This window comes from Polyangium fumosum (genome assembly GCF_005144585.1).
GTDB classification, from domain to species: Bacteria; Myxococcota_A; Polyangia; order Polyangiales; family Polyangiaceae; genus Polyangium; species Polyangium fumosum.
In genome coordinates this window covers 103268-126038 of sequence record NZ_SSMQ01000005.1, presented here as the reverse complement: position 1 = coordinate 126038, position 22771 = coordinate 103268, and the positions used below count along the sequence as shown (strand labels likewise).

General features: G+C 65.7%; 21 protein-coding genes. 11 read left to right on the top strand and 10 right to left on the bottom strand.

Going from position 1 to position 22771, the window contains the following annotated elements; translation table 11 throughout:
* The first annotated feature begins 38 nt into the window (after positions 1-38).
* A complete protein-coding gene (locus tag E8A74_RS06815) occupies positions 39-872 on the top strand; it encodes an SDR family oxidoreductase (RefSeq protein WP_136928109.1) in 834 nt (277 codons plus the stop codon).
* 21 nt (positions 873-893) lie between these two features.
* Here E8A74_RS06815 and E8A74_RS06810 read toward each other — a convergent pair whose 3' ends face one another.
* From E8A74_RS06810 to E8A74_RS06800, 3 genes are all read right to left on the bottom strand, one after another.
* Positions 894-1856 (bottom strand): hypothetical protein, encoded by a 963-nt coding sequence (locus E8A74_RS06810; protein ID WP_136928108.1) that lies wholly within the window; start codon positions 1854-1856, stop codon positions 894-896.
* 1 nt (position 1857) lies between these two features.
* Positions 1858-3543 (bottom strand): MutS-related protein, encoded by a 1686-nt coding sequence (locus tag E8A74_RS06805; protein WP_136928107.1) that lies wholly within the window; start codon positions 3541-3543, stop codon positions 1858-1860.
* Positions 3544-3636: 93 nt separating this feature from the next.
* Positions 3637-4080: a GFA family protein gene (locus E8A74_RS06800; RefSeq protein WP_136928106.1), complete on the bottom strand. Its 444-nt coding sequence runs from the start codon at positions 4078-4080 to the stop codon at positions 3637-3639.
* Between the two features lie 111 nt (positions 4081-4191).
* Between E8A74_RS06800 and E8A74_RS06795 the strand changes: the two genes are divergently transcribed.
* The 4 genes from E8A74_RS06795 (at position 4192) to E8A74_RS06780 (ending at position 7642) form a co-directional block, all read left to right on the top strand.
* The gene (locus tag E8A74_RS06795; RefSeq protein ID WP_136928105.1) at positions 4192-4662 is read left to right on the top strand and encodes a M50 family metallopeptidase; all 471 of its coding nucleotides are present in this window, start codon (positions 4192-4194) and stop codon (positions 4660-4662) included.
* Positions 4663-4672: 10 nt separating this feature from the next.
* Positions 4673-5644 carry a D-2-hydroxyacid dehydrogenase gene (locus E8A74_RS06790; protein ID WP_136928104.1) on the top strand — a complete coding sequence of 324 codons (972 nt, stop codon included), beginning with the start codon at positions 4673-4675 and terminating at the stop codon, positions 5642-5644.
* A 79-nt stretch (positions 5645-5723) separates the two neighbouring features.
* The gene (locus E8A74_RS06785; RefSeq protein WP_136928103.1) at positions 5724-6230 is read left to right on the top strand and encodes a hypothetical protein; all 507 of its coding nucleotides are present in this window, start codon (positions 5724-5726) and stop codon (positions 6228-6230) included.
* A 185-nt stretch (positions 6231-6415) separates the two neighbouring features.
* Complete coding sequence (locus tag E8A74_RS06780) at positions 6416-7642, top strand: cyclase family protein (RefSeq protein ID WP_170228913.1); 1227 nt, start codon at positions 6416-6418, stop codon at positions 7640-7642.
* 3 nt (positions 7643-7645) lie between these two features.
* Here E8A74_RS06780 and E8A74_RS06775 read toward each other — a convergent pair whose 3' ends face one another.
* Entirely contained in the window at positions 7646-8902 is a 1257-nt protein-coding gene (locus E8A74_RS06775) for a PAS domain S-box protein (protein WP_170228912.1), read from the bottom strand.
* A 118-nt stretch (positions 8903-9020) separates the two neighbouring features.
* A complete protein-coding gene (locus E8A74_RS06770) occupies positions 9021-10343 on the bottom strand; it encodes a glycoside hydrolase 5 family protein (protein ID WP_136928100.1) in 1323 nt (440 codons plus the stop codon).
* Positions 10344-10553: 210 nt separating this feature from the next.
* Between E8A74_RS06770 and E8A74_RS06765 the strand changes: the two genes are divergently transcribed.
* Positions 10554-11471: a helix-turn-helix domain-containing protein gene (locus E8A74_RS06765; RefSeq protein WP_136928099.1), complete on the top strand. Its 918-nt coding sequence runs from the start codon at positions 10554-10556 to the stop codon at positions 11469-11471.
* A 483-nt stretch (positions 11472-11954) separates the two neighbouring features.
* A complete protein-coding gene (locus E8A74_RS06760) occupies positions 11955-13094 on the top strand; it encodes a PAS domain-containing protein (protein WP_136928098.1) in 1140 nt (379 codons plus the stop codon).
* Positions 13095-13116: 22 nt separating this feature from the next.
* On the opposite strand, the gene E8A74_RS06755 is transcribed toward E8A74_RS06760, so the two are convergent.
* From E8A74_RS06755 to E8A74_RS06745, 3 genes are read right to left on the bottom strand one after another with little or no spacing between them, the layout of a single operon-like run.
* Positions 13117-14475 carry a cytochrome P450 gene (locus tag E8A74_RS06755; RefSeq protein WP_136928097.1) on the bottom strand — a complete coding sequence of 453 codons (1359 nt, stop codon included), beginning with the start codon at positions 14473-14475 and terminating at the stop codon, positions 13117-13119.
* A gap of 18 nt (positions 14476-14493) precedes the next feature.
* Positions 14494-15396 carry a UbiA family prenyltransferase gene (locus E8A74_RS06750; protein WP_136928096.1) on the bottom strand — a complete coding sequence of 301 codons (903 nt, stop codon included), beginning with the start codon at positions 15394-15396 and terminating at the stop codon, positions 14494-14496.
* Between the two features lie 26 nt (positions 15397-15422).
* A complete protein-coding gene (locus E8A74_RS06745) occupies positions 15423-16325 on the bottom strand; it encodes a polyprenyl synthetase family protein (RefSeq protein WP_211365304.1) in 903 nt (300 codons plus the stop codon).
* 591 nt (positions 16326-16916) lie between these two features.
* On the opposite strand from E8A74_RS06745, the gene E8A74_RS06740 reads away from it, so the two are divergent.
* The 4 genes from E8A74_RS06740 to E8A74_RS54600 all read left to right on the top strand — a co-directional run bounded on the left by E8A74_RS06740 (position 16917) and on the right by E8A74_RS54600 (position 21468).
* Complete coding sequence (locus tag E8A74_RS06740; RefSeq protein WP_136928094.1) at positions 16917-17432, top strand: GNAT family N-acetyltransferase; 516 nt, start codon at positions 16917-16919, stop codon at positions 17430-17432.
* 288 nt (positions 17433-17720) lie between these two features.
* Positions 17721-18560: a UbiA family prenyltransferase gene (locus E8A74_RS06735; protein ID WP_170228911.1), complete on the top strand. Its 840-nt coding sequence runs from the start codon at positions 17721-17723 to the stop codon at positions 18558-18560.
* A gap of 4 nt (positions 18561-18564) precedes the next feature.
* Positions 18565-19590 (top strand): alpha/beta hydrolase family protein, encoded by a 1026-nt coding sequence (locus E8A74_RS06730; protein ID WP_136928092.1) that lies wholly within the window; start codon positions 18565-18567, stop codon positions 19588-19590.
* Positions 19591-20013: 423 nt separating this feature from the next.
* Positions 20014-21468, top strand: a complete 1455-nt coding sequence (locus E8A74_RS54600) for a thrombospondin type 3 repeat-containing protein (RefSeq protein ID WP_136928091.1) — start codon at positions 20014-20016, stop codon at positions 21466-21468.
* A 69-nt stretch (positions 21469-21537) separates the two neighbouring features.
* Here the strand turns inward: E8A74_RS54600 and E8A74_RS06720 are convergent, their stop codons facing one another.
* On the bottom strand, positions 21538-22398 hold the full coding sequence (locus tag E8A74_RS06720) for a monooxygenase (RefSeq protein WP_170228909.1): 861 nt from the start codon (positions 22396-22398) through the stop codon (positions 21538-21540).
* Between the two features lie 149 nt (positions 22399-22547).
* The gene (locus E8A74_RS51950) at positions 22548-22739 is read right to left on the bottom strand and encodes a hypothetical protein (protein WP_170228908.1); all 192 of its coding nucleotides are present in this window, start codon (positions 22737-22739) and stop codon (positions 22548-22550) included.
* Positions 22740-22771 lie beyond the last annotated feature (32 nt).

Below are 22771 nucleotides of genomic sequence, written 5' to 3'. Positions count from 1 at the left end.
GGATTGTTTCATCGGTCGGTGCGCTTTAGATCGAGGGCATGAGCAAGACGGTTCTCGTGACGGGTTGTTCGTCGGGGTTTGGTCGTGACATCGCGAAGGTGTTCGCTGCGGAGGGCTGGAACGTCGCGGCGACGATGCGCACGCCGGAGCAGGAGACGGAGCTTCATGCGTCGGATCGAATGAGCGTGACGCGGCTCGACGTGCAGGATCGCGTGAGCATCGATGCCGCCGTGGCCTCGACGCTCGCCCGGTTTGGCTCGATCGATGTCCTCGTCAACAACGCGGGTTTTGGTCTCTTCGGGGTGTTCGAGGAGACGACACGCGAAAAGATCCACGAGCAGTTCGAGGTGAACGTGTTCGGGATGATGGATGTGACGCGGGCCGTCCTTCCGGCCCTGCGAAAGCAGCGATCCGGCGTCGTGCTGAACGTGAGCTCGGGCGCAGGGGTGTTCACGCTCCCGATGCTGTCCGCGTATTGCGCGAGCAAGTTCGCGCTGGAAGGGTTCTCGGAGGCGCTCTCGTACGAGCTTTTGCCGCTCGGAATCCGGGTGAAGATCGTGGAGCCGGGCGGCGTGACGAGCACGCGCTTCGGCGAGCGCAGCGGCAAGGAGGCGAGCCACAGGGAGCCAATCGCCGATTACGCGCCGTTCGTCGAGGGCGCGGCCCAGGTATTCGCGGACCTTCGAGCGGCACGCGGCCTCGCCACGTCGGAAGAAGTCGCGCGTGTCGTGTTCGAAGCCGCGACCGACGGCACCGACCGGCTGCGGTATCTCGCCACGAAGGACATTGCGCCGCTCGTCGAGGCGCGGCGACAAACCTCGGAGGAGGCTTACATCGAGATGATGCGGTCGCGGTTCTCGCCCAAGATGTGAAGCGATCGTCCTGCGCGAGCTTTACTCCGTCACGGCGCGCCGCACCGCGACCGCCAAGCTGCACGCTTCGAGCTCTTCGCGGTGGGTCGCTCCCAGCGAAGTCAAAGTGAGCTCCTCGTGTCGCCGGAGCACCCGCAGGAGCGGCTTTTTCGCGGCCAGATCAAAAAGTGTCACGCGTGCCCCGGCCGGGGTGTCCGCGACGACCAGCATCAGCTCCGCGGCGGCTGCCTTCTTGGCGAGATCCACCGGAGCTTTCTGAAGGTCTTTCCGCATCCTCTTCAGCACGTTGCGATCCTGCGCGGTCCGCACCGAGCTCTCGAATGCCGGCGCGAGCACCGCGAGGCCCACGCGCAGCTCCGCGAGCCGCCGCACGTTCGCCGTCTCGTTGTCGACCTTCGCCCCGGCGAAGTACACGCCCCGCACCTTCGCGAGCAGATCACGCTCCGATGTCGCTGTGGGCGGGAACATCAGGCAAACGAGGAATGCGTCTTTGTCCGAGCCGCGCGCCGCATCGTCGATGCCGCGCACCTCGCGGAGTTCGGCTGCCGGCGCGCGCACATAAAGCGCAGGCCGGCGCAAGGTCGCGTCGAGCGCGCCCGCTGCGCGCAGCGCTGGATCGATGATCTCCGGCGGTTCCCCGTCCGCCGCAGCCTCCACGAGGAGACGCTCCGTGTCCGCGACGAGCACCTCGTGCCCCGGCGGCAGACCCGGCCGAAGCCCGTCAATTTCGCCGAGGAGCGCGGCTCGATCCGCTTCCAGCTCCCGCCGCTCGTGGATCGTCATGGCCGCAAAAAGCCCTCCGATGAGCACGATCGCGAGCAGCGGCAGGAGTTTGGCTGGCCGGAACCCCTCGCGGCTCGCGAAGGGCGAGGCCATGCTGAGGCCCGCCGCGTGATGGCGCGCCCTTGCTTTGGGGCTGACGGCCCGCTCCACGCGCGCGCGGAGCGCCGGATTCATGCGTGGCGTCACTAGAAACGTCGCCACGTCAGCTCTCCCGCGCCCGCGCGGCCGGTGCGCGCATGTTGCGATCGATGAGCCCTTCCAGCTCGTCGCGGCTCACGCCGAGCCGCGCCGCCGCATGCGATGCGAGCGACGTCGTGGCCACACCAGCGACGAACTGATATGTCGGCCGGTGCGCCGCGTCGAGCCCCACCTGGATGAATCGGAGGCCCGCGATCGCATTTTCCCGTGCGAGCCGCGCAGCAAACGTCAAGAAATGGGTGGTGATGAACGCCTGCGGCCGCAGCTTTGTGAGCAGCGTGATCACCAGCTCGAAAATCTCCTCGCCCTCGGAGGGGTTCGTCCCGGAACACAACTCGTCGAGCATGACCATCGCGCCGGGGCCGAGCATTTCGAAGAGGGCCCGGATGCGCACGAGTTCCATTCCGAGCCGACCCTCGCTCTGATCCACCCGCGTCTCCTGGATCAGCGATACGACGAGCCCGGGGACCCGCACGAGGCTCGCCTCGCGCGCGGGCACGAACATCCCTCCTTGCGCGAGGAGTTGTGCCAGCGCGACTGATTGCAAGAGTCGTGTTTTGCCGCCGGAGTTCGGCCCGGTGATGAGCACGGTCGCGCTCGTCCGATCCGTCACGAGATCACACGGCACGGCGCGGACGCCACTCGCGACGAGGAGCGGATTGAAGAGCCCGATCAGCTTGCGCGGCTGTTCCTCCGTGCCCTCCACGGCCGGGCGAATCTCGGGCAGGCAAACCTCGAGGCCCGCGGCCTCCGCGAGCTCCCGAAAGCCGAGCGCACCGAGGTACACTTCCATCTCGCCGAGGAGCGGAATGAACCGGAGGACGTGCGCCTCGATGCCCTCGAAGACCGCGTCGAGCAGCCGCGCCATGACCTCGCCGTCGCTGAAGCGATAACCGCGGAAGAACATCTCGATCTTGGCGAGCCACCTTCGTGCCGGCGACAGGACGAAGGGGTTGTCCTGACGCTCGCGGAGGTTTCGGACCTCGAACCCGCGCACGCGCCCGTCGGCGCCGACGCGGATGGTGACGCCGAGCGTGGCGAGGTGCTCGTCGTAGTCGAGCAGATCGACCATCGATCGATAGCCCTCGGTCTCGCGGACCGACGCGCCGAATTCGCGGAGGCCCGAGAGGCCGGATTTCGCGCCGTCGAAGGATTCGCTCATCCGATCGAACGCCTCCTTGACGAGCACGAGCACGTCGAGCTGCCGTCGCGTCGTGTCGAACTTCTTTCCCGCCGTCGCGCCTTCGAGCGCCGCGCGCAGCCGGCAAGCGAGCACGTAAAGCTCCTCGAACTGGCGGCGAAAGACGGTCGAGCTGGAGAGCTCGCGCAAAATTTCGCGCCGGAAATCCGCCACGCGGGGATCGGTCGGCGGATGCGCGAGGACGCGGAGGATGAATGCCCGGTTCACGACCGTGTCGCGCTCGCCGCCCGCGCGCACGCGGAATCCGCGGGCGACGAACTCCTCCAGGAACAGGTCCTGTGCAAAGCTCTTCGGATCCCATGTGGACGGCGCGAGCGGCGCCCGATCGAGCGCCTGGCTGAAGAGCCCGCCGGAGACGCCGCTCGCGAATGCGAACGAGAGGGCCTGGCGCATCTCTTCGAGATCGGGCCGCGCGATCGGATCGGGGTGGAGCAGGCTCAGAATCTCGTGAGCCGGCGCGGAGTTGGGGGCAGGTGGAGAGGGCTTCATGGGCGCGTGGGGACGAGGTCGTTCCGCGAGAGAGACCGCATGGTCGCCGAAAGTTCCCGCGGCGACAAGCCCGCCGAGCGCACCTCGAACGTATCAGGGGGCGTCGCGCGGGGTGACTTCCTCGTACTCCACCTCGGCGATCCAGTTCCGTTTGCGACGCGCGAGCCGGGCTTCTTCGTTTTCCTGGTCCAACTTCGCAGCGCCGCGCCGGAGGAGCGTCGGGTCGACGTCTTCGAACGTGTTGACATTGACGACGGCGTAGAGGCGACCGTCGATGCGGCAGGTGACCACCGGCGTGATGCCGCACTTCGCGCAGACGTGGAAATCGGCGGTTTTCGTGCCAAATGCATACTTCGACACGTGGGAGGGCTCGTTCACGCGCACGCGGAGCGATCCGGTCGGGCAGGAGGTCCACACGCCGCCATGCTTGGTGCAGAACGAGCACGTGCAGGCGCGCGCGGGAATCTCGGAGGGCTCCGGCGTCCAGTCGAGTGTGAACGAGATGTTCGCACAGTGGCATTGGCCGTGGATCTGCATCGAGGTCCTGAGCTCGTAGCAACGTTCGGCGGCGAAGTCGAGGCGCTCGTCGCGACGCGTGCCGGTTGACGTATCTCGCCGCCCGAGGGACACTCCTCCGCGGAGAAGGCAATGCGCGTTCGTGACGGCTACCTCGTGATCGGCCACTTCCGGCGGGCACCGATTCGCATCCACTGGAGCATGCCGCTCGGCGCGTTCGTACTCTGTGGGTTCAGCTTTGCGCCGGGTGCATGGCTCGGGTTTTTGATCCTCGTCCTCGTGCACGAGCTCGGTCACGCGTTGCTCGCCGGTGCGGTCGGGGGCCACGTCTTCTCGATCGACGTTCACGCGGCCGGCGGGTCTTGCGATTGGACCGGCGACGTCACCATGAAGCAGCGCGCGATCGTCGCGTGGGGCGGCGTCCTCGCGCAGCTCGCGGTGCTGCTCACGGCGCCTCTCTGGTCGAGCCTCCTGCCCTCGGGGGGCTTCGGCGGGGATCTCGCGTCGACGCTCACGAGGACGAACCTTGCGTTGATCGCCCTGAACCTGATTCCCACCCCGCCGTTCGACGGAGCCGAGGCTTGGCGGCTGTTTCGGCGATAGGTTACCCCGGATGAAGCTGACCATCTTTTGCGACACGACCTTTCCGGAAGAGGCGCTCAGCGCGTTCTCGGAGGGGGCGGCCGGTCATTCTCTCGTGTTCGGCGCCGCGAGGACGTCCTCCAATCTGGCGAGCGGAGCGCCCGATCCCGCGCTGCTCACGGCCGACGTCGCGTTCGGTCAGCCGGCCGTGGACGGGCTCCTCGGTTCGTCGCGCCTTCGCTGGGCGCACCTGACGAGCGCGGGGTATACCCGTTACGACGTCGACGCGATTCGTGCGGCGCTCACCTCCAAAGGCGTCGCGCTCACGACGAGCTCGACGGTATATGCCGATCCGTGCGCCGAGCACGTACTGGCCATGATGTTGTCCATGGCGCGGCGGCTGCCCGAGTCGCTCGACGCGCAACGAACGACGCGCGCCTGGGAGAGCGTGTTGCGGCGCGAGCGGTCGATTCTGCTGCGTGGACAAACCGTGCTGCTCCTCGGATATGGTGCCATTGGACGACGGCTCGCGGAGTTGCTCGCGCCGTTCGAAGTGCGGCTCCTGGCGGTTCGTCGACGCGCAGAGGGAGACCCCCACGTGACGGTGGTGCACGAAGGGGACATCGAGCGTGCGCTGGGCGAGGCGGATCACGTGGTGAACGTGTTGCCGGAGAACATGGGGACGCGCGGCTTTCTCGATCGTGCGCGGCTCGCGCGGATGCGTGAGGGGGCATTCGTGTACAACGTGGGGCGAGGCACGACGGTGGATCAGAGCGCATTGCTGGAGGCATTGCAGAGCGGGCGGCTCGGTGGCGCCTACCTCGACGTGACCGAGGTCGAGCCGTTGTCGGCGGATCATCCCCTGTGGTCGGCGCCGAATTGCTTCATCACACCACACGCGGCTGGCGGGCGGCGCGGGGAGCACCTCGCGCTCGTGCGGCATTTCCTGGACAACCTGCGGCGGTTCGAGCGGGGAGAGGCGCTCCTCGATCGCGTGTTGTGAGTCGGAGCCACCCCGGGTCGTCCTTCAAAACCGTTGCGCTTCGCCAGGGGGCCGAGGTTCTGCTAGACCTGGCCGAACCATGTCCGCCCTCAAGCTGCCGAAGGATGTCGTCGTCGATCCACGCCACGATGCGCTCGTGCGCCTCCTCTCCGCGCACGCGGGTTTGCTTTGGGAGCGCGGTCGGAGTCAGGTCGCGACGCTCCCGATGACCGACGCGCTTGCCGCAGAGCTTCGAGGCGCGCTCGCCGCCGGGCACGCCTGCCAGGGCCTCGAGCTGATCAGCGAGAAGCTGGCCAGTGAACAGAAGGGCCTCGACGCGCTGAACCAGAAAACCCCTGACAGCCCTCAGAACGCCCGTGTGTCGCGGATCCTCTTCCTCGCGAACGACGGCAGCGAGCGATTTTATCGAGACTGCGACGCCCTTCTTTCCCGCTACCCGCAGCGCCTCCTCGTGTGCAGGCTCGAAATTTCAGGCGAAGCGCTGGGGACGGCGCTGTTCGGGAGCGCAAAAATGGTTCGGAGCGTGCTGGTCGTCGACAAGAAGGTCGGCGCGCGAGCGCTGCTCGCATTGCTCCCGCCCGTCTGATCCACGAGGCCTGCGCGTCGTCGTCGGCGTTTTTCGCGCGACGTCGCGGGCCTCACGAAATTTCTTGCAAATTCCGGCTGCGTCGTGTTTGGTGAATCATGAACGGTCATTGCCGTTCGATCCGCTGGACGCTCGATTGGCGTAGCCACGAGACTGCGGCTGCGCTGCACGAAAGGAGAACGCTTATGCGTTTCTTGAAGCACGTGTTCGCGGCCCAGGGTGACAAGGCGCGCGTGAGCCGTCGTGATTTCCTCGGCGGCGCGGCGGGCGCGGCGGGCGCCTCCGTCCTCGCGCAGATGATTCCGGGGCGCGCCCTCGCGAGCCCGCCTTGCCCCGCGCCCCCGCACGCCGCCGGGCCCTTCACCGACGACCCTGTCACCCTCGATTGGATCTTCTCGCGCTGGGATGATCTCGACGTGTGGGGTGACACCGTCGGCACGCTGGTCGAGATCAACGAGGCGAAGCGCAAGGACGCGCTGAAGCTCGGGGCGCGCGGTGACGCGAAGGTATATTCGCTTGGCGAACCCATGCGCGCGGGAACCCCGGCCTTCCCGCACGATCCGCCGCGCCGCGCCGATTACTGGATCGCCGCGTACGGGCCGGTCGGGGAGAACGAGTTCTTCTACCAGGACGAGCGGTTCGAGGCCTTCACGTTCCAGCAGGCGACCCAGGTCGACGATTTCGGTCATCCGAGCTTCGGCGGCTGGTTCTACGGCGGCCACCGCTTCGAGCAGATCACGCCGCGCCCCGAGATCCTCGACCCGCTCGATCGGCAGGCCCTCGCCCGCGCTGATTCCGAGGCCGCGAACTACGGGCCGGGCAGCATCCTCGGGGGCACGAAATCGCTCGGGATCCAGAACATCGGGCCGATCGTCACGCGGGGCCTGCTCCTCGACGTGCTCGGCTACAAGCGCGCGGTCGGGCATATGAGCGCGATCGCGCCAAACGGAAAATCCCTCGCGCCCGGATATCGCATCACCATCGCCGATCTCCAGGCGACGATGGATTGGGAGGACCTCGATTGCATCGAGCCAGGCGACGTGGTCGTCATCCGCACGGGCTGGAGCCATTACTGGGCGAACGAGGCGCTCTGGCCGACGTATCTCGGCGCCGCGCCTGGCCCGTGGATCGCCGAATGCCATTGGCTCGCGCAATTCCGTCCGGCCATCGTCGCCTCGGATACCTACGCCATGGAGGTGTTCCCCGGCCCGCGGGCCACCGCCCTCGCCGAGGGGCACCAGGTGCTCATGGTGGCGAACGGCATTCGCATCGGCGAGGGCTTCAATTCCGCGGCGCTCGCCGCCGACAAGGTCTACGAGTTCATGTTCTTCGACACGCCGTACAACCTCGCCGGCGCGACCTGCGCCGGAAATGCCCCGGCCGCGATCGGCGGGCGCAAAAAGAAGAAGTAATCGTTAAGAGCGGCGCGCAAACGCCCAGGCGATTCCGCCTTGCAGCGTGCTGCGCGTCACCAGCCCCGAGAGGTCCACGCCGAGCTCCACGAGTGTTTGCGCCACGCTCCCGCGGATGCCCGTCAGCACCACCTGCGCGCCCAGGAGACGCGCCGCCTGCGCAGCGCGGACCAGCGTGGTCGCCACGTGCGAATCGACCACGCTCACGCCCGTGATGTCCAGGATCGCCACGCGCGCGCCCCGCTGCGCGATACCCGTGAGCAGCGTGTCGAGCACCAGATCGGCGCGCCGCGCGTCCACGGTGCCGATGAGCGGCATCGTCACGATATCGTCGCGGATGGGCACGAGCGGCGTCGACATTTCTTCGAGCATATGGGCCTGCGAACGCACCAGATCCTCGGCTTCCTTGCGCGCCGTGATATCCGTGAAAGTCGCGATGGCGCCCGTCACCACGCCATGCTCGTCGAACTGCGGCGCCGCGCTCACCAGGAGCCACACGCGATCGCCCAGCGCAGGACGGTCGACTCCATGCACGAAATTGCGCACGGGTTTGCCCGTCCGCAGCGCGACGGAGATCGGATGCACCTCGCCCGGGCACGGCGAGCCATCTTCGTACACCGCGCCCCAGCGAGGGTCGAACGAGGTCCGGCCGAGGAGTTGATCCTCGGTTACCCCCAGCAACGTGAGGGCATGCGGGTTGAAGAGGACGTTTTTCCCGCTCGGCTCCTGCATGACCACGCCCACGTGCAGGCCCGCGAGCAGCGCGCGGAACCGCTCCTCACTCGCGCGGAGCCGGTCCTCCATGCGCTTGCGCTCGGTCACCTCGCGCGCGGTCACCACGAACTCGAGGGGCTCGCCGTGCGGGCCCCGGATGAGCACGGGGCGGCACTCCATCCATACGTACACGCCGTCCTTGCGCCGGAGTCGCAGCTCGATCCGGGATGGCGGGCCGCCCGCGAGCAAGATCTGTTGCTCCTTCTTCGTGGGTTCGACGTCGTCCGGGTGGAGGAACTCGAACGAAGCCTTTCCGATCATCTCGTCGGGCTCGTAGCCGAGGACGGCGCGGCAGGCGGCGGAGATGTAGAGGAAGTTGCCGGCGAGATCGAAGCGTTGCAAGAAATCGCACGAGCCGTCGAAGATTCGCTGCGCCTCCTGGGCGGTTCGTCGCAGCGCCACATTTTCGCGCTCCAGCAGGTCGATGCGGGCAAGAAGCGTCTCCCGGTCCTGGTCCCGGTGCGTCTCCGTAGGATGCTCGTTCAAGTCCAACCCTCGCTCGTTGGCGTGTGTGGCAGGTGGCCGCTGTTACGAATGTACTGCCTGCGCAGGCCATACATCAAGAGTTTTCGCATGGCGGCTCACGTTGGTTCGTCGTTGTGCGTCATGGGGTTGACGCGTCGGGCAATCGCCTCGAGTCCAGGGCGATTTGGCGCGCATAGTCCGCGATCACACGCAGGGTCGAATGGTCTGTATCGTAAATACCGTACCAACCTTGCGCTTCGTGTGGCGGATCGCCGATGAACGGGTCGTTCCTTTGCCAAAGGCCGCCGGCCCTGCGCGGGCGGCCTTCTCCGGCCCAGGCCCAAACATTGACCCCGCCCACGGGCGCGCCCGCGCGTACGGCGTCGAGCACCACGTCGAAGACGGCACGATAATATCGATCGCGCGCCGTCGTGGTCGCGCCGGGATCGTGGCTGCCGGCGTCGCGCGGGAACCCGAATTCCTCGACCACGAGGGGTTTTCCCAGGATACGCGCCTTTTCGATATGCCGCTGGAGATAGGATCGCATTTCACGTACGGCGACCTCGTAGGTCTCTCGGGGCCTCGCCGGATCGTACCAGCCCCAGTTTTGCGGCCAAACGTGCGCCGTGACGTAATCGATCGAGGAGAACCGGTGGTTCGTGACGACGTCGAGGCCACTCGCGTGAGGCCAAGGCGTCTCGCCCTCGGAGCCGGTGGTCACGAGGTGCTGGGCATCGAGCGATTTCATGAGGCCGGACGTGCGCTCGATCCATCGGTGGAACGCTTCGACGTTCGTCCCGCCCCGAGGCTCGTTCGCGAGCTCCCAGGCCATGATCGTCGGGTCGTCCGCGTATCGCACGCCGGTATATCGGTTCGTCCGGCTCAGCAGCATCCGCACGAGATCGTGAGATGCCTCGACGGCGGCCGGGTTCGAATAAAACGCCTCGGTATAGGCCTGATAGGCGCCCCAGCTCCCTCCGGGCTCGGGCGGGGGATAAGGAATCGGCCCCGCGCCGCTCCAGCGGAGGTATTGCGCCATGCCGCCGGACCAGGGCCAGAAATTGTTCAGGCAAACCATGGCGACCATGCCGCGCGTTTTCATCTCTTTCAGCAGAAAATCCAGGCCGAGGAGGAGCTCTTCGCGGTATTCACGCGGGGAGGGCTGGAGCACGGGGAGGATCCGCCAGGGCGCGGACTCCGGGCCTTCGGTGGCCGCGAGGATACGCAGGTTCGTCATCCCGAGGGCCGCGAGGCGATCGAGCTCCCGCGAGAGCCTTTCCCGATTTCCCGAAGGTCCCTCGGCGCCGAGGTTCATGCCATACCAGAAATTCGCTCCGAGAAAGGTGTAGGGCTTCCCATCGCGCTGAAAGCGGCCTCCGGCCGCGCGCACGAAGCCCGAGGCCGACGTGGTCTCCGCGTGCAGCGTGATGGCGCAGGCGAGCATCGGCCAAACGTACCTCATGACTCCGCTCCCCGTTCAAGATGATACGGAAGCGGTCGTCGTCGAGGCGTGCTCAGCAACGACGGGTCGAAGCTCTCAATCGCTTCTCTTGCAGGAACATCTGACGGGCACATCACGGAAGCCGGGTACCACGCGCGTCGCGCATCGCGGATCCCGTGAACATTTTTCTTGCTTGACTCTCCAGCAGGTGGAGACCTCAGAGTGGCCGCCATGCCGAAGAGGGAGGCGCTCACCATCGGGGAGCTGGCGCGGCGGACGGGGATCCCCGTCAAGACGCTCCGATTCTACTCGGACGAGGGGCTCTTGCCGCCGGTACGGCGATCTCGCGCCAATTATCGGCTTTACGACGAGGAGCAGGTGGTTCGTGTCGAGCTCGTGCGGACGCTCCGCGAAGCGGGGGTCGACCTCGCGACGATCCGCAAGGTGCTCGCCAGGAATCTATCGCTCGAGGACGCGCTCCGCTTGCGCCTCACGGCGGTCGAAGCCCACGTGGCCTCGCTCTCGCGTATCGCCGCCGCGCTGCGCGCCGCGCTTCGGGGAGAGCCCAGCGAAAACGATTTGAGGAGGTTGTGGACCGTGACTCGACTTTCCAATGAAGAACGCAAAACAGTCATTTCCCGCTTTTACGACCAGGTCGCCGACGGCGTGCCCATGGACGGCGAGTGGATGCGAGGAATGATCGAGGCGAGCGCCCCGAAGCTGCCGGACGATCCCACGCCCGCGCAGCTCGAAGCGTGGATCGAGCTCGCGGAGATTCTCGCCGATCCGACGTTCATCGCGAACATGCGCGTGATGGCGGCCGTCACGTGGAGCAAAGAGGTCGACCAAGCGGCGCTGCTCCGCGCGCAGAGCGAGGGCATCGCCGCCGCGCGCGAGGCGCGGGCACGGGGCGTGGCGCCCGATTCCGCCGAGGCCCGCGTGATCGCGGAGCGGTTCGTCCGCGGGGCCGCGAAGGCGAGCGGCAAGGACCTCGACGACGCATTCGAGGAGCAGATGAGAAGGACGCAGGATCCACGCGCGCTGCGCTATTGGGAGCTCGTCTCCGTGATGACCGGCGAGCCCCTCTCGCCCGCCTACGAGGACGGACGCTGGCTCGGCTCCGCGATCGCGAGGTTCCTCGAACGTTGAAGGTAGGAGCGGGCATGCCACGTCGTCTGCCCGCCATCCATTACGAGGTTCACGGCCAGGGAATCACGCTACTCCTGGGCTTTCCGATCATCACGTCCGCCTGGCAAGAGGAAGCGAGTCTGCTCCGACTCGCTCGCGGTCGCGGGTGCGGCTGGATTCGATCGGGTGCGGCGGATCGGCGCGGGCCTATGCACATATAGGCCCGCGGTGCAAGAGATTTCGACAATCCCAGGATCGGTGGAAACGAGACGCTTGGTCCCATGGATGCCCACATGGGACCGTGAACCTGTCCGACCCAATATCGTGAGGTCACGTAAAGAGACACTCCGAACGCACTCCCCCGATTCGTGAAACTGTCAGGGCGGTGAGATGCTTCGCTCTTTCCCCCGCGCCTCCTGCGCGACCGCGGGCGGGTGAGCTTTCGTTCTAGCAGCAGATCATGAAGTGTGGTGGGATGTGGTCGTCAGGCTTTCTCGGTGAAGCATGCAGACCATCGACGACGCGGAACGATTGCAAGAGTTCTTCCGTGAGCATCCCGACGCGCTGATCGTCGCCAGCCGCGAAGGGCATTGTCTTCACGTCAACGAGGCGGCCGCAAACGCGCTCGGAGGCGACGTCAGGCCGGAGACTTTGCTCTACGAGCGGGTACATCCAGGGGATTTCGGTCACTTCCTCTCGGAGTGGGCAGCGATCGTCGCGAGCAGCGAGCCGTCCGTGTTCACCGTGCTCCTCGGCGGCAAGGGCGCGAAGGCCCGGGCCTTCGTCCTCCACGCGCGCCGCGCGTCCTCCGGCGACCGCGTCCACGTGTCGCTGCGGCCCAAGGAGGGGGAGGTCGACGTGGAGCAGTCGTCCGTGCGCCGCCGCGAGCAGGTGCTGCGCGTCGTTCTCGACAATCTCCCCATCCTGGTATGGGCCACCGATAAGGAAGGCGTGTGCACCTATGCCGACGGCAAAGGCCTGGAGCTCTCCAGCATCAAGCCCGAGTACCTCATCGGAAAGAACGCCCTCGCGCTTTACCCGCCGGACAACACCACGGGATTGAAGAAGGCCCTCGAAGGCACGATGACCCGGCACGTCAGCAGCGACAACGGCCAGTACTGGGACAACCGCGACATCCCCGTGCAGGACGCGGACGGGAACGTGATCGGGACCGTGGGCATGTCGCTCAACATCACCGAGCTGCAGCAAGCCAAGGCCGAGCTCGAAACGAAGCTCGCGCTCATCGAGCGTCAGCAAGAGGTGATCCGAAACCTGGAGACCCCCATCATCCAGGTATGGGACCACGTGCTCACGCTGCCCATGGTGGGCGTCGTCGACAGCCGGCGCGCCGCGCGGGTCATGGATGACGTGCTCGGCGCCGTCAGCCGCTTGTCCGCGCGGTTCGCCATTCTCGATCTGACAGGCGTGGACGTCATCGATACGGCCACGGCCGGCCATCTGTTCTCGATCATCGGGGCTGTCCGCCTTCTCGGCGCCGAGGGGATCATCTCCGGCATCCGGCCGAACGTCGCGCAGACCATGGTCAGCATGGGCATCGACATGTCCAGCGTCATCACGCTATCGAGCCTGCGCGACGCGCTCGCGCTTTGCATGCGCCGCATGCGAGAGGAGGGGCGGAGGTAGCAGAACTCCGCCCGCTCCGCGATTATGCCGCCGCCGCAGCCGTGGGGTACCGTGCGTCGACCCGCACGTGCACACCTCGAGGCGGCCGCAGCGCGAGGCTTCCGCTGGGCACGAGCGGTTGTTTGGCGAGGATCGACACCCGATAACGCTGCGCCACGGTCGCCAGGGTGAGCACGGCTTCCATCAAGGCGAAGTGCTGACCCATGCATACCCGCGGCCCAAGGCCGAAAGGAATGTAGGCCCCCCGGGGGAGCTGCTTCTCGGCCCCCGACCGGAAGCGCTCGGGATCGAAGCGTTCGGGATCGGGGAAATACGTCGGGTCCCGATGGATCACGTAGGGCGATACGTAGAGCATGCTCCCCTTCGGGATCGGATACCCCCCGAGGACGAGGTCCTCGGTCGTCTCGCGCGGGAACAAGAGCCAGCCCGTCGGGTAGATGCGCAACGTCTCTTTGATGATCATCGTCGTGTAGGCGAGACGTGGGTAATCGTCGGCCGTCGGGGGGCGCCCGCCGAGCACGCGGTCGAGCTCCTCCCATAGCGCGGCTTCCACCTCGGGATGTCGCGCAAGCAGAATCCACGCCCATACCAGCGTGAAGGCGGTCGTCTCATGACCCGCGGAGAACATCGCGATCATGTTGTCGCGCAGGTCGTCGTGCGTCACGTCGCCGCGTTCGCCGTGGGCGAGCATCAACATCGACAGGAGGTCGCCCTTGTCTTGCCCGGTCCTCCGCCAGTCCTCCACGAATTTCATCACGATCTCGTTGATCTCACGGATGGCCGCTTGCTTGCGGCGGTTGTACTCGCTCGGCACCCACATGGGGATCGGGAACGCGATGTCGTACTCCCTGCCGAGGAGCCCGAGGATGTCGGTCATCGCCGACGCGGCGCGAGGGACGATGTCGGTCGCGTCCGCGCTGAAGAGGGTCAAGGAGACATTCTGGATCGTGATCCGTAGCATTTCGGTGTCGATCTCGTATTCGCCGCCCGAGCGCCACTCACGGATCCCCTCGAGCGCCTGTTCCACGAAGATCCGACAATAATTGTCGAGGCGCCGCGGCTGGAAGGCAGGCTGCGCCAGCCGCCGCTGCCGGTCATGGACCGCGCCGTTCGAGGTCACGACGCCGTTGCCGAAGAACGGCGCCACGATCCGCTGGTGAATCCATTCCTTCGGCGTCCGCTTCGGCTGCTCGACGAGGACCTCGTGGACACAATCGGGGCGGCTCACGAGATATGCGTTGCGAGGCCCGACGCGAAAATGGACGAAGTCGCCGTACGTTTTGGCAAGGCTCGTCAGGAAGCCGAGCTTGTCTTTTCGCAGGTCGAGCAGGCTGCCCAGGAGTGGCAGCCCTTTGGGTCCAGGCGGAGATGCAGTTTTCATGGGTGTACCTCGATTCCTTCAGAGGACGACGACGGCAGTGGTCAAGAGCAGGCAATACCAGCCCGTGAAGAGCAAATAGGTGATGTGATCCTCCCTCGGCGTGCGGAAGAGAGCCACGCGCAGGCCGATGGCGAGCGCGACGGCGCTGAGGGCGGCGTCTGCGGCCCACACGAGTCCTCGCGCGCCCGCGGGCTCCAGGAGCGCGATGTGAACGGTGATCGGCAGGAGCCCGAAACACACGGCGAGCAGGATTCGTGTTGCGCGCTCGCCGAAGACGAGCGGGAACGTTAGCCGACCAGCCGCGCGATCCCCATTCATGTCGCGCAGGTCCTGCACGGAGACCAGGGGAAAAATCACGGCCGCTGGCAAGAGGATCCACCGCCACGCGAGCGGCGAGAGGGGCGTGACCATTTGCCACGCCGCGGCGAGCTGAACGAGGATCCCGAGCGACATGCAAAGGTTCTTGACGACCCAGTTGCGCGCGCCGAGTACGACGTTGTGAACGAGGATGATGAGCTGCCAGCCGATCGCATACTCGAGGACCCCGAGCCACGCGCCCGTCAGGGTGAACAGCGCCATCACCACGGCCCAGCGCAACCACGCGCCGCGCACCGACACGAGTCCCCTCACCAGGGGCCGATGGGGCTTGTTGCGCCGGTCCTCTTCGAGCCCCGTGGCCTGGTTGGCGAGACAAAAGGCATAAAGATAGAGGGAGAAGTAAAGCAAGCTGCGCGTGATCACGCCCGGCAGCCGCGCCGGATCCGCGCCCGTCGTCTTCCATGCCGCCAGCGTGAACAGGAACGCTGGGACAACCGCGGAAGACACGTCGCCCGCGACGAACGACCAGAAGAGCGAGAGCTCGCGCGCGATGGGGTTTTTCGTGGCGCGCGCGGCCCGCACGTCGGAAGGGAAGGTGTTCATGTCGAACCTCTATGTGCCGGGCCTCATCAAAGGCTTTGGGCGAGCGACGCGGCCAGGGCCACGAGCGGCGTCGCGCGGTCGCCGAAGCAGGCGAGGTCGCTCATGGCGTGCTCGATCAACATCTCCACGTGGCGGCGGGATTCCGCGAGCCCCAGCACGCTCGGATACGTCGCCTTGCGGGCGGATGCGTCTTTCCCGACGTTCTTGCCGACCGCCTCGCACGTGGACGTGAGGTCGAGGATATCGTCGACGATCTGGAAGGCGAGCCCCAGCCTCTGCGCATAACGGCGGAGACGCGCCGTGGTGAGCGCATCTGCGCCGCCGAGGATCGCCCCGGAGAGCACCGCCGCCTCGAGGAGCGCCCCCGTCTTGCGGGTATGAATGTCCTCGAGCACGTCCACGCCGACGCCGTATTTGCCTTCGTGCGCGAGATCCTCCACCTGGCCGCCGGCGAGCCCCCTCGGACCTGCGGCGCGGCCGAGCTCGGCGATGACCGCGAGCGTCCGTTGGGCCGGGACGCCGACGGTGCGGCGGGCGATGAGCTCGAACGAATGGGCGAGAAGGCTGTCGCCGGCGAGGATGGCGAGCGCTTCTCCGTGCATTTTGTGGTTCGTGAGGCGGCCGCGCCTGTAATCGCCGTCGTCCATCGCCGGCAGATCGTCGTGGATCAGCGACATCGTGTGGATCATCTCGATGGCGCAAGCGGTGGGCAGGGCGATCTCGGCCCGAGCGCCCGCGAGCTCGCAGGCCGCGAGGCACAGGATGGGGCGCAGCCGCTTTCCGCCGGCGAGCAGGGAATAGCGCATGGCCTCGTAGAGGGCGCGAGGTTCTTCGAGGGCCAGATAGCTCTCCAGCGTCGCATCGATCCTCGCTCGACGGATGCTCAGGTAAGCCCTCAGATCGAACGAACGGTTGGGTTCGACATTCATTGTCATTGCGGCCTCCTGCGGGCAGAGCAATACCGTTCGCGCGTGCCGGATCGCGCGTCGACGGTCTCGCGCGGGCGCTCCGGCACATGCCGGAGACACCGAGCCGCGCGATGCTCCCCCACGGATGATGGATGTTATCGACTCGTCCGCGAAACATCCGCAGACGACACAAACCTCATGACTTCGGCAACGGACCCGACGACCCCGCAAGCCCCCCCTACGAGCTTGGTTCGTTCCGGGCCCCCTCCGGCACACCCGCGTGAGCAACTCACGCGAGCACCACTACATGCAACAGACGTACAGAGTGTGTCCTGACATAACTAAGTCAGTCGTCAACCGTCGAAAATTTGCTCCGTGTCGGCAGGAGTACGGGACCATCATACCGCCCTTTGCGACCTCGTGGTCCAGGGAGCTTGCCGGTTCTCTTCCGTCGGTGCGTTGAACATCCGTGGGATCCCATGAACGACGATGACTTCCTCCGAACACGCCGCTCTGTCGACGGTACGTTCGAGCAGTCCCAGTTCGAGTGGGCGAATGGACTTTACGACGAGCTTGCTTTGACGGCACGATACATCCATAAGAGGCGGCATCATGAACGGCACGCTCGCAACGACCGAACGGCTCGTGATACGTAAACTGACGCTGGCAGACGCGCCGTTCATTTTTCGCCTGGTCAATGATCCCGACTTCCTACGGTACATTGGCGATCGCGGCGTGCGGACGCTCGAAGACGCCGAGGCGTACCTTCGCAACGGACCGCTCGCCAGCTATGAACACAACGGGCACGGACTCTGGGGCGTCGCCCTCCAGACGACGGGTGAGCTGATCGGTATGTCGGGGCTGCTGAAGCGCGAGCAATACACGGACATCGATATCGGCTACGCCTTTTTGCCGGAGTTTCGCGGCGGCGGGTACGCTTTCGAGTCGGGAACGGCGGTGCTTCGGATCGCGGCCGAAGTGTTCGCGCTCCGCAAAGTGATTGCGCTTGTCTCGCCTGCGAACGCCGCCTCGATCGGCCTCTTGAAAAAGTTCGGATTCACTCGCTCCGCGATGGAGGCGGACGATCCGAACACCATCCTCTACGAATGGGTTCCGTCGCCGCTCTGAAGAGCCGCGTAGACCGCTCCTTCCACAGGTGGATGGGGCCGACGGCATGATCCAAGCGCGCCCCGTGACGATTCGCGCAAAGGTCGAGCGCCTGCGTGAGATCGACGTCCAGCTTCTCGAAGGAAGCGTGAAGGTCACGCGTGCCCGGAGGTTGGTTTGCATGGTCCGCTACGAAGGGACTTGACAGAACCACGTTCTCAAACGCTTACTCCTCGCCTGGGCTCCAGGAGCCGTTCTTATATGAACCAGCTCGCAACACGCACCAGGCCTTTCCTGGGCACCCTTCGCTTGAGCCGCGTCGAGGAATTTTACGGCAACACCATTGCCCTCGTCGCGCTCGGGACGCTCTTCAATCCGCGGCTTTCGGCAGCGGACATCGCCCTGCTCTTCATGGGCAATCTCTTGCTGACGATCTTCGCCTTTGCCATCAACGACGTCGAGGACGCCGAAGACGATAGCAAGGATGCGCAAAAGGTCGTTCGCAACCCCATCTGCGCTCGTTTGCTCACGCAGGGCCAGGCGCTCGTGCTGAGCTGGCTCTCCGTGCTCGTGGGCCTCGCGCTCCTCTGGCCTTTCGGGGGGCGCGTGCTCCTCCTTGGAACCGTGAACGTCGCCCTCGGGTTCTTGTATTCGTACAAGCGAGTCCGGCTCAAGGCCATGCCTTTCATCGATCTCGTTTCCCATGGCCTCTTCCTGGGCACGCTCCAGTTTCTCACCGTCGCGTACGCCCGCGCCCCCGAGCTCCCTCGTTCCGCCGCTCTGGGCGCCGTCTTCATCTGCACCATCTCCATGGCGGGCGACCTGTGGAACGAGATCCGCGATTTCGAGGTCGACCGAAAGACGGGCATCCGAAATACCGCCTCGGTGCTCGATGTCCGGCGTATCGAGCCCATGCTGCCGCACCTCTTCGTCTGGCCCTCGGTGGGCGTGGCGTCGCTCGTCCTCCTGAACCTCTCGGGCACGCAAAGGCTGGTCGTCGGGCTCGCCGTGGCTGTGCTCAGTCTGGTCTTCGTGCTGCTGCCGTCGGGCCGCAAGAAACGAATGGTGACCGACCAGGCACAATGGCTCGCGGCGCTCGCGGGCCTCATGCTCCTCGTGATATGCCGCGTCACCTCCACGGTGCCCTGAAGCCATGCAAATTCATTGGCTCGATGCTCTTTTTGGTCAGATCGTCTTGTCGCGATCCCCGCGATATTTTTCCGATGGGTGGGGGCCGCTTTCCGAGCGCGACGCGCTGCTCGAGCCACAGCGGACACCTGCCGTACTCCACGACCTGGTGATCGGGCGGGCCGTGCGCGAGGGACAAACCCTCGTGCAGGAGGGGCGCTTCAAGAGCCCCGCTGCGAGCGAGCTCATGCCTTCTGTTTGTCATGCCGCACGATTTCAGCTCGTGTTGCCTGCTGGAGCCGGCGCGCGTCCGCCTGTGTGCCTGCTCCTCGCCGCCTCGGGAGACGAAGGGTTTGGTCGGCGCCGCTCGCTGGCCGACGGCCTCGCGCTGCACGGGATCGGCGCGTTGCTCCTCGAAAACCCTTATTATGGTGCGCGTCGTCCTCCCGGGCAACGGAGCGTGGCGGTTCGTACGGTCATCGACCTGTTGCTCATGTTTCGTGCGGCCGCCGTCGAGTCCCTCGCCCTCCTGCAATGGCTGCGCGCGCGCGGCCACGACTACCTCGGGATTTCGGGCTTCAGCATGGGGGGCAGCCTTGCCGCCTACACGGCCGCGCTGCATCCGGAACCCCTCGCCGTGATTCCCGTCGCCGCCGCGCACGCCATCGCTCCCATTTTCGAGGAGGGAGTGCTCTCCGATATGGCCGACTGGAGAGCTCTGGGCTCGGAAGGCGGTGCGTCTCCTGCCATTCGCAGGCAGCTTTGTGACGTCCTCGCGCCGGCATCCATCACGGCCCTTCCTCCGCCCCCCGCCCTCCACGGCGCCATTCTCCTTGCCGCTCAGGAAGACGGCTTCGTCCCTCCGAGCTCCACCCAGCGCCTCGCGGAGCATTGGCAAGGCGCCGAGGTGCGGCACCTGCCCGGGGGCCATGTGAGCGTCGCGCTCACCCAGCGCAACGCCATCATCCGCGCCGTATGTGATGCCTTTACGCGCCTCGCGCCGGTACGCCCATCGAAGGCCTCTTTGCGCGATCCAGCGTTTCGACCATAACATGGTGAAAGGGTCGGGGGCTCCGATGTCGTGAACACCAAGCCTGGCGGGCTCGCCCTTGCCAGGCGCTCGCGAGCCGGGTCCCGCTGGTCTTCTTCAGCGCGATTCCTGGACAAGAGGAACGAAAGGTTCGTGTCCTGGCCGAGCACGGAATCGGCGTGGCCTCTTGCCCCGCTGCGCTACGCGGGGTCCGCGAGCGGACCGCGGCGCTCGCTCGCCTCGATTTCGTGGCGACGATGATGGAGCACCTCATCGGCACGTCCGGCGGGACCATCGCTGCGAAAGCGAAATTCCAGAGATGCGCGCTCTGCGCGCAGAAGATGCGCGTTTGCGATGGACGACGCAGCGCAGCAGACAGGCGGGCTCTACAAGATTTAACAAATTTCCAAAGTGCCTGCCCTCGAACGGCGATATGCTGGGGCCATGCGTCCTTGGTTTGCTCCTGTATTCCTCACATTTGCTGCCGTGGGCTGCGGCACGGGTGGCCTCGAGACCCCCGTGCCGCACTTCGACCCTCCCAGCGCCACCACCCTCTCGGAGGTGAACTCCCTCGTCAAGGTGATCAACCTCGATGACGAGCCCGTGATCTGTTTCACCACCGATGGAACGGTGCCGGAGTGGAACGGCGGAAACTGCACGAACCGGCTCGATGCGAGCCGTCAGATTGCGGTGCCTAAATGCGGGTTCAACCTGATCCGCATCGCGTGGTCGAAGGGCACGGACGAGGCCAACTACAAAGTCGAGAGCGAGGCTTGCAAGGAGAGCTGCGAGCCGGTGGTGCCATGGTCGAATCAAGAGCTCGCGCGCGCATTCGCCGTCTGGCAGGACGAAACGAAGTGCATGCTGAACGGCTGCGAGAATCCTTCGGGTACGGGCGATTGGCTCGAGCAGTGCGATTCCGGGCAAGTCGCCTGGGACGTGAGCTTGAGCGGCCTCCGCGCCATTAGCAAGTTCACCTTTGACGCCTGCGCGCACGCCGTCACGATCGACGTCGAGGAGGGCGGGGTGATGGTCCCGCGGAAGATCAACCTCGTGGGCACGGGCACGTTGATTCAAGATACCGATTTCAGCGGTAATGGCAACGAGGGCGGGACCGTCACGCTCTCCGGCGATTTCACGGGCAGCGTTACGTCGCGCATCGTGCTCGGCGACAAGAAGCGCAGCGGCGGCAGCTTCGACGCCGCCTGCACGGCCGATTCGCTGGACGGGAAGGAGTGCGCGCCGGGAGGCGCGAAGATCGCTTACGATTTCCCGCAATGGAGCTGCCACGGTGATATCTGCCCGGTCGCGGCCATGGGCTCCTGCCAGGGGGCCGACGGCGACGGGGACGCCATCCCCGACACCGAGGACAACTGCCCCGAGCATCCGAACACCGACCAATCGGATATCGACAAGGACGGCATCGGCGACGTCTGCGACAGCCAATCCGATTTCGTCGTCATTCGCTTCAAGGTCGGAAACCGGTGCATGATCCTCGGCGACGGCAAGGTCGAGTCCACGAGCACGTGCGAGCCGACGGATCCCAAGCAGCAATGGGAGATGTTTCCCGACGGTGACGCCTTCGGGTTCCGAAACGTTTCGAACGGAGAATGCCTAGCCCAATCCGGCATCCTGGCCGGCCCGTGGACCGTGGTCACCGCCCCGTGCAACAACAGCGACGAGCAGCGGTGGAAGCTCGAGGCCTACGAGCAGGGCGGATTCGACGCGAACTTCCCGATTCGCCTGCACAACGTCGACGACAATTTCTGCGCATACACCGACTTCACCGGGGAGGTGTACGGCACGGCCGGCAACTGTGGGCTCGCGGGGACCGAATCGAACCGGAAAGTCGGGCTGTATTACGGCGGCGCGTTCGACACGCAGCCCTATCAGCCCTGACACGCGCCCCTTCCAACACGCCGAACGTCGAGAACCGACCCCGGACTTCGAGAGCCCGGCGCGCTGCCCCTACTGGCAGGCGGAGGCGAGCTTGGGATATCGGTAGAGGCCGAGGAAGCACATCTCGTCGTCGGAACTGATACCAAAGCCGATCGTCTTCGAGGTCGTGTTCATGTACGAGCACTCGAAGTGGATGCGCTCTCCCGCGAGAACCGGGACCGGCGTGATCGGATAGTTTTTCTGCTCCGTAAAGCTGAAGGACCCGTCGTGCAGGGTGACCTCGCCCGTGTTCATCTGGTGCGTCACGCGCATATGGGTGCCGTACTTGTGCATGTGGGGCCATACGCTCATGAGGGTCGCGTCTCCCGGGAAGGCGCAGTCGCCTTGCACGGAGCCTGGGCTGTTCGGGGGCACGGAGATTCCGCTTGCGCCGGGCATGATCATTTCGGCCTCCTGCTTGACCTCCGAAAGAGCGAGGGTCTTGACGAACGTGCCCGAAATGCCGGGGAGGGGGTCCGTGGTCGTGTTGAAGAGGTGAAGGTTCAAGAGGAGCTGTGTCCCTGCTGGGATCTTGAGCGCGACCCCTTCAGGAAAAACCAGGTCGTCCGTGCCGATGCCAGATGCATATAGCAAGCTCTCGTGGAGCGTCGGTCCGCAGACGTTCTCGCTGTCGGGCAGATTGCCGTGGGACCACAAGAGCAGCGTGTGATGCGTCCCCGTCGAACCGAGGGGTCGAAAGGCGTTGATGTAGAGATCCTCGTGGAAGGTCTTGGTCGCGCACCAATAACTTTCGCTGCCCCCACCGATCTCCCAGCTCGTGTCGATGAGCGTCGTCCACCCATCCGTGCTGGTCCCTGACGTCGTGGTCTGTGGATGGGGCTGCTCGATCACCTCAGAACCACAGCCGATGAGCGCTGCGCACGCGAGCACCAGCGAACCTCTTGCGAGCCGAACTCTGCGTCGTTGTGTCCTCATAAAGCACAGTATACTCGCCCACCGAGGGCGCAGGTTGCAGAATGCGAGGCTGCGCGATGCGTCAATGCAGGCGCAGCGTGCCGCTCGTCCTCGCCTCACCCCTGTCACCGTGAGAGAAAGTGAGGCCGATCGGCCACGCGCTCGAAATTGTCGAGCTTCGGCAGGATCCGCCGGGCGATGTCCACGAGGTGTTCGTACGGGGCGTCCTCGTCGTCGTCGATCAGGACCTCGACCGCACAATGATCCGGGGGCCACGCGCACGCCCATCGGTCCCCGGGAGGGATGTTGTCGAGCATGGTCGCGTCGAGCGGAGCCGTCTCGAGTTTCG